This is a genomic window from Rubrivivax rivuli (assembly GCF_004016505.1).
In the GTDB taxonomy this organism is placed as follows: domain Bacteria; phylum Pseudomonadota; class Gammaproteobacteria; order Burkholderiales; family Burkholderiaceae_C; genus Rubrivivax; species Rubrivivax rivuli.
The window spans coordinates 1-312 of record NZ_SACR01000024.1; the positions used below are offsets into that span (position 1 = coordinate 1).

Sequence of the window (312 nt, forward strand, 5' to 3'; positions counted from 1 at the left end):
CCGATCCGATGGACGAGCAGATCGCCAGCGCCAGCTACGAGACCACCTCGGTCTACGGCTTCGGCCATCCCCGCTACTACGACAACGTGATCAGCACCCTGCGCGGCGAAGCGCAGCCCGAGACCGACGGTCGCGAGGGCCTGAAGAGCCTGGAGCTCTTGATCGCGCTGTACCTGTCGGCGCGCGATGGCAAGCGCATGAACCTGCCGCTGGCGTACTGAGCATGGCCACGACCATCCACCCCAGCGCCATCGTCGACGAAGGGGCCGTGCTGGGCGAGAACTGCCGTGTGTGGCACTTCGTGCACATCAG

1 protein-coding gene is annotated in these 312 nt (G+C 66.0%); it reads left to right on the plus strand.

Going from position 1 to position 312, the window contains the following annotated elements; all coding sequences use genetic code 11:
* A partial coding sequence (locus EOE66_RS21660; RefSeq protein WP_245478955.1) for a Gfo/Idh/MocA family oxidoreductase occupies positions 1-221 on the plus strand: 221 nt, incomplete at its 5' end.
* Between the last annotated feature and the right edge of the window lie 91 nt (positions 222-312).